We start from the raw sequence: 6,101 nt of genomic DNA on the forward strand, positions 1-6,101 counted from the left end.
TGGCCCCAAACTGTGGAAGAAATTTAAATACTATTTACCACTAGGGGTAGTACCAATCTTTTGTAAAACCCGACTGGCAATTCCTTCAGTAATAACAAGATGGGTAATCAATCCCGTATTAAGAGCGCCTAATAAAGCATCAGCTTTAAATCGATTTTTTTCAATTACAAATTTGATGGGCGTTTTTTTGATATCTGCTAAACTAATTCCACAAATATATGGTTCAAGATTATCAAAGAAGTTGCCGTAAATAGTGTAAGGTCGGCCAAAAATAAAACCAGCAACCATTGAGGGATCAATTTGTTCGAACAAAGTAGTAGCATATTGCGCCGACATATTACGGTTCTCTTCAATTGACTGCATTGTTCCTAAACCAGTAAGTACCAAATCTAGATTTGGATAATAGTTTTTTAAACTAGTAAACATTGGCTCTTGCTTAAGATATTTGATAGTTTTAGGATTGACGCAATATAAAGGAGCGGGAAGTTCTAAGAAGTTAGCATTGAATTTGTATGCAGCTTGCTGAACTAGGGGATTTTTCCGGTGACCTGATTCAGTTGAGATGCCCAATAGTTGTACAAAAGTAAGGCCAGGCCGATTTTCATGTTGAAAATTATTAATGATATCAAGTGAAGTTGTTCCCCAAGTGAGTCCAACATTAGTAATATTTTTTAAAAGTTGCTGGATAATCATAGCAGCAAAGCGGGTTAAATTTTCTTCATCTTCAGTTTTGGTGAGTCCTTTTCTTAAGATATAAACTTCATCAAGACCGAATATTTGCTTGAAGTAATATTCCAATTCAGAATGACGTCTGGTGTTGTCCTCGTTGATCGTAATCTGAACAATTTGTTTTGTGCGAGCATCTTTTAACGCTTTATCGATCAAGTATCGCGATAGTTCATACTTTTGAGAAAGTTCTTCGATATTAAGATTGTTGAGATAAAAATCATGGGCAATAGCTGCGATTTGACTGTCTGATAGTTGCATTGTATCTTCCTTATTCTTTTTATAATTAATCGTCCAATATCGTCTTGCAATTATTTTAATACAAAAATAATAATTAGGTAAATTACAAAAATACTTTTATTTATCAAAAAAATAAAATAATTACTCTTTATGGAGTACATTGTCACTGTAAACGCTTAACGCGGATCTTTTAGATGTGCTAAAGAGAGGTAAATAAATAATCATGGAAGAACAAGAATTTAGAATCGAAAGCGATACTATCGGACCAGTTAAAATTCCTAAGGAAGCTTTATGGGGTCCTCAAACTGAAAGAAGTCGTAACAATTTCCCAAGCGGTGAATTAATGCCGCTTCAAATTGTTCGTGCCTTTTTACATTTGAAGAAAGCTGCTGCTGAATCAAACGTTGAAGTTGGCGACGAACCTAAAGAAAAAGGTGAAGCAATTGAAGATGCAATTGATCATCTTTTGGCTTTAAGCGATGAAGAATTGAGAAAGGACTTCCCACTTCACGTATTGCAGACCGGTTCAGGTACTCAAAGCAACATGAACGTTAACGAAGTTGTTGCTAACTTAGCTAACAAGCTTCACCCAGGCTTGAACATTTTGCCAAATGACGATGTTAACCGTGGTCAATCATCAAACGACACTTTCCCAACTGCAATGAACATTGTTGCTGTAGAAGCACTTGATAAGCTTGAACCAGCAATTAAGCACTTAATCGATGAACTAGTAGTTAAAGAAAAGCTTTACTGGAAGACTGTTAAAGTTGGTCGTACCCACTTGCAAGATGCTACTCCTTTGACTTTTGGTCAAGAATTGTCAGGTTATATTTCAGCTTTGAAGCATGATTTGGAATACATCCAAAACTTAAAGCCAACTTTATATGAATTAGCCATTGGTGGTACTGCTGTTGGTACTGGCTTGAACGCTGCACCAGGTATGACTGAAAAGATTGCTGGAAAATTGAGCAAGGTATATGGTCATGAATTTAAGGTTGATACTAACAAATTCTGGGGCTTAGCTCATCACTCAGGTATTAATGTTGTTCACGGTGCTCTTAAGACTTTAGCTAGCGATATGTTCAAGATCGCTCAAGACGTAAGATTCTTGGCTTCAGGCCCTCGTGCAGGGTACGGTGAATTAAACATTCCTGCTAACGAACCAGGTTCATCAATCATGCCAGGTAAGGTTAACCCAACGCAAGCAGAAGCGGTAACTATGGCTGTTGCTAAGGTATTAGGTAACGACACTACTATTTCCTTCACTGCTTCACAAGGTAACTTTGAAATGAACGTCTTCAAGACAGTTATGATTGCAGCCTTCTTAGATTCTTGCGACATTTTGACTGGTACAATTACTGGTTTTGCTGACAAGATGATCCACGGTTTAACTGTTAACGAAGAACGGATGGATGACTTGCTTGAAAACTCATTGATGACAGTTACTGCTTTGTCACCACACATTGGTTACCATGATGCAGCTAAGATCGCTCAAGCAGCTGACAAAGAAGGTACTACTTTAAAGGAAGCAGCTTTGAAGAGTGGCAAGGTTACTGAAGAACAATACGACGAATGGATGGACTTCATGCAAATGACCAACATCGATCGTTCAAACATTGAAGAATAAGAGGATATTAATGGCTAAATTTGTTTTTACTCCAAATGCAATTTCTGAATTAGCTGATAGCTATGATGCGGTAGTAATTGGTGCTGGTGGTACTGGTTTAACAGCTGCTTTACAAGCACATGAATTAGGCTTAAAAGTTGCAGTTTTTGAAAAAAATGAAAACCTTGGTGGTAATACTAACAAAGCTTCATCAGGGATGAACGCAGCTGAATCAGATTACCAATTACAAGCTGGAATCATTGATAATAAAGAAGATTTCTATCGTGAAACCTTACGTGGTGGTGGTTTGCTTAACGACCGTGATTTATTGAGATTCTTTGTGGATCACTCTGCGCTTGCAGTAGATTGGCTGAGAAATCGCAAGATTGAATTGAGCGATTTGACCATTACTGGTGGTATGAGTAAAAAGCGTGCGCACCGTCCAGCTTCTATGGCTCCTGTAGGTGGCTACTTAGTAACCGGTTTGCTTAAAAATATTGAAGCAGAAAAGATTCCAGTATTTAACAAGGCTAAGGTTGAACGTCTATTAACTGATGAAACTGGTAAAGTTTCTGGCATTAGCGTTAACACTGAAGCAGGTACTAAAGAAGTTAAAGCCAAGGCCGTGTTATTGGCAACAGGTGGCTTTGGTGCGTCACAAGAAATCATTGGTCAATATCGTCCAGATTTAAGTGGCTACAAGACTACCAACCAACCAGGTGCAACAGGTGATGGTTTAAAGCTTGCTCAAGCTGTTGATGCCCAATTAGTACAAATGGACTTTATTCAAGTTCACCCAACTGCTCAAACCGATGGCGAAAGAGTTTTCTTAATCGGTGAAGCTGTTCGTGGTGAAGGTGCAATTTTAGTTAACAAAGCAGGTAAACGCTTTGTTAATGAATTGAACACTCGTAAGATCGTTTCAGGTGCGATTACTGACTTAAATGAAGATGGTGCCTACTTAATCTTCGATCAAGGCATCCGCAACCATGTCAAAGCTGTTGAATTTTACGATTCAATCGGTTTAGTTGAACATGGCGACAGTTTAGAAGCCTTGGCAGAAAAGATCGGCGTTGATGCTACTAATTTGCCAGCAACTGTAGCAACTTGGAATAAACAAGTTGCAGCTAGCGATGATAGTGACTTTGGTCGAACTACTGGTATGGAACGCGGAATTGAAGAAGGACCTTTCTTTGCTATTCATGTTCACCCTGCAATCCACTACACGATGGGTGGTATCCACATTGATCCAGAAACTAGAGCTTTGGACTCAAACGGTAAGCCAATCGTTGGTTTATACGCAGCTGGTGAAGTTTCAGGGGGCTTGCACGGATCAAACCGAATTGGCGGTAATTCAATTGCAGAAACTGTAATTTTTGGTCGTCAAGCAGGAATCCAAATGGCAAAATTCATTGCTGAAAACAAATAAGTCAATAAAGTATAAGAAATAAAATGTACGAGTTTTGAAAATAAACAAAACTCGTATATTTTTAAGGAGGATATTACTTTTGCTTTCAAAGGTTAATTATAAAGGGCTAATTGCACCAATTATCGTTGGCGCATTGCTCTGGGTATGTACACCTGCTAGACCTGCAGGAATATCTGTCGTAGGTTGGCACATGTTTGCCTTGTTCATTGCTACAATTATTGCATGTATTACTAAGCCATTACCAATTGCTGGCGTATCTTTAATTGCATTTGTCATCATGGTAATTACAGGTATTGTTCCAATGGCAACCAAGATGAACGGTAATGTGATTGTGCAAAAAGGTGCATTAAGTGCTTTTGCCGATTCAACGCCTTGGACAATTGCGATGGCGTACATGATCGCTCGTGGTTTCGTTAAAACCGGACTAGGACGTAGAATTGCGTTAATCTTCGTTAGATTATTCGGTAAGAAGACTTTAGGCTTAGCCTACTCAATGTCAATTATCGATTTAGTTATTGCTCCAGCCACACCAAGTAATACTGCTCGTTCAGGTGGTGTTGTTTATCCAATTATTGAATCATTGGCTCATACTTTTGGCTCTAAAGTAGGAGATGGCACAGAAAAGAAAATTGGTTCATATTTGGTTTACAACGAGTTTCAAGCCAATACGATCACTTCATCATTATTCATGACTGCATCAGCACCTAACGTAGCGGCGATTGGTTTAGCTGCTGCCAACGGCGTTCATGTGTCATGGTTCGGTTGGTTGATGGCAGCGATTGTTCCAGGATTAATTGCATTGCTGGTAGTCCCATTTGTTTTGTACAAATTATATCCACCTGAGATTAAGGAAACGCCAAACGCAAAAGCATGGGCTGAAGGACAATTAGCCGAAATGGGGCAAATGAAATTATCTGAAAAATTGATGTTGGGGATCTTTATCTTAGCATTGTTATTGTGGATGGTTTCAAGTTTTGTCCCTGCTGTTAATGCAACGTGGGTAGCCTTTTTGGCCACTGCTTTGTTATTGCTCACCGGTATTTTGACTACTAAGGATATCTTGAATGAAAACGGTGCTTGGAATGTTGTTATCTGGTTCTCAATTTTAATCTTTATGGCTAGTCAGTTGAGTCAACCTGGTGGTGTTATTCCTTGGCTTCAAGCCACAATTAAACATGCAATTGATGGTATGTCACCAATGCTCGTTATGGCAGTATTAGTTCTTGTTTACTTCTACAGCCACTACTTCTTTGCAAGTGGTACCGCACACGTAGTAGCAATGTATGCACCATTATTATTAATTGCAATCAGTGCAGGCGTGCATCCTATGTTTGCGGCGATTATGTTGGGTATGACGGGAGCAATTTTCCAATCGACAACTCACTATTCGAGTGGTCCTGCAACTGCATTATTCGCTTCTGGCTATGTAAAGCAAAACGATTGGTGGAAGCTTAGCTTCGTCATTGGTTTGTTCTACTTAGTACTCTATGGTGTCGTAGGTGGCCTTTGGATGAAGATAATCGGCTTATAATAAAAAATCAAACTGGCAATTTGTGTTATAAAATGAAGTGCCTCATAATTGTTAGACATAAATCTAATGATTGTGAGACACTTTTTATGACCAAATATTCAACTGAACTAAAAATAGAAGTTGTTTCTAAATATTTAAATCATGTTAATTCATTATTAGGGTTAGAAACATACTAACCTAGTGTTAGGGACTCTTTCGACGGAATGTCTCCCTAGCACTTTTATTGTTTTAGAATAAAACATTCTAAGCTTAAAAGCGAATCGATTGTTCGACGGAATAATTGATTCGCTATTTCTTTTTTATTTTAGAATTGAGATAGCAGTAAAACAATATGCCGTATTCTTGCTAGGCACTCGATGTCGTAATACAAACAGGCAGCTTCACCGGCTATTCTTCATTCTCATCGAAGTATGTAGGCACTTGATGCCGCGTTTAGAAAATTAGAACTTGAATAGTCTGATAAAACTTGGGCTTCATCTTGTATTTATTATCTATGCGAGGTTTGTATCATGAAGGATTATTCTGTTGTTTTTGGTATTGATGTAAGCAAGGCTAAGTTAAGCGTTAGC

General features: G+C 38.4%; 4 protein-coding genes. 3 read left to right on the plus strand and 1 reads right to left on the minus strand.

Annotation, left to right across the window (positions count from 1 at the left end; genetic code table 11):
* Nucleotides 1-30: 30 nt before the first annotated feature.
* Nucleotides 31-987, minus strand: coding sequence for a sugar-binding transcriptional regulator (locus BN52_RS01935; protein WP_008472424.1), 957 nt, complete (start codon nt 985-987; stop codon nt 31-33).
* Nucleotides 988-1,189: 202 nt separating this feature from the next.
* Here BN52_RS01935 and BN52_RS01940 point away from each other — a divergent pair, with 202 nt between their 5' ends.
* From BN52_RS01940 to BN52_RS01950, 3 genes are all read left to right on the plus strand, one after another.
* Nucleotides 1,190-2,593 (plus strand): class II fumarate hydratase, encoded by a 1,404-nt coding sequence (locus BN52_RS01940; RefSeq protein ID WP_008472425.1) that lies wholly within the window; start codon nt 1,190-1,192, stop codon nt 2,591-2,593.
* A 10-nt stretch (nt 2,594-2,603) separates the two neighbouring features.
* Nucleotides 2,604-4,001, plus strand: coding sequence for a flavocytochrome c (locus BN52_RS01945; protein WP_008472426.1), 1,398 nt, complete (start codon nt 2,604-2,606; stop codon nt 3,999-4,001).
* A 79-nt stretch (nt 4,002-4,080) separates the two neighbouring features.
* Nucleotides 4,081-5,532, plus strand: a complete 1,452-nt coding sequence (locus tag BN52_RS01950) for a DASS family sodium-coupled anion symporter (RefSeq protein WP_008472427.1) — start codon at nt 4,081-4,083, stop codon at nt 5,530-5,532.
* The last annotated feature ends 569 nt before the right edge of the window (nt 5,533-6,101 follow it).

Origin of the sequence: Lactobacillus gigeriorum DSM 23908 = CRBIP 24.85 (genome assembly GCF_000296855.1) — a bacterium.
GTDB lineage: Bacteria > Bacillota > Bacilli > Lactobacillales > Lactobacillaceae > Lactobacillus > Lactobacillus gigeriorum.

What these genes read in the sequence shown, in the direction of transcription:
- BN52_RS01940 (WP_008472425.1), top strand. Translation starts at nt 1,190, where the DNA reads ATGGAAGAACAAGAATTTAGAATCGAAAGCGATACTATCGGACCAGTT.
- BN52_RS01935 (WP_008472424.1), bottom strand. Translation starts at nt 987, where the DNA reads ATGCAACTATCAGACAGTCAAATCGCAGCTATTGCCCATGATTTTTAT.
- BN52_RS01945 (WP_008472426.1), top strand. Translation starts at nt 2,604, where the DNA reads ATGGCTAAATTTGTTTTTACTCCAAATGCAATTTCTGAATTAGCTGAT.